Source organism: Streptomyces sp. NTH33 (assembly GCF_003236365.1).
GTDB lineage: Bacteria > Actinomycetota > Actinomycetes > Streptomycetales > Streptomycetaceae > Streptomyces.
Genome location: NZ_POTZ01001110.1, coordinates 1 through 481 on the forward strand (window position 1 = coordinate 1; position 481 = coordinate 481).

At 70.7% G+C, this 481-nt stretch carries 1 protein-coding gene; it reads left to right on the forward strand.

Annotation, left to right across the window (positions count from 1 at the left end; translation table 11 throughout):
* Window positions 1-481: DUF2637 domain-containing protein (locus tag C1I97_RS38715; protein WP_258382958.1), on the forward strand; the 481-nt coding region annotated here is incomplete at both ends.

Below are 481 nucleotides of genomic sequence, written 5' to 3' on the forward strand. Positions count from 1 at the left end.
GAACACCCCTCTGGAGAACCTGCAGCAGATCACCGCGGAACTGCCTCCGCTGAGGGAGGTCTCCCGGCGCCATCGAAAGGTCCGGGAACGCAAGCGCCCGAACGTCCTGCGGACCGCCAGCCATGTCATCGCCGCGCTGACCGCGGTGATCGCCTCCTCGGTGAGCTTCTTCGGCGGAATGGTCGCCTACGATCCCCTCCGCGTCGTGGCCCTGGCCCGTATGGAGGACGGCCTCGCGTCGTGGTGGCCTCTCCTGGTGTACGGGCCCTGGCTGGTGGCGTCGCTGTCGGTCCTGCGGGCCGCGCTGCACCGGCGCCGCGCCGTCCACTCCTGGTGCGTGGTGCTGATCTTCTCGTCCGTCGCGATGCTCCTGTGCGTCGTCCAGGCGCCCAGGACGGTGGTCGACATCGCGGCGGCCGCCCTGCCGGGCCTGGCGTCCCTGGCCTGCTTCCAGCAGCTCGTACGCCAGGTCACCCTGACC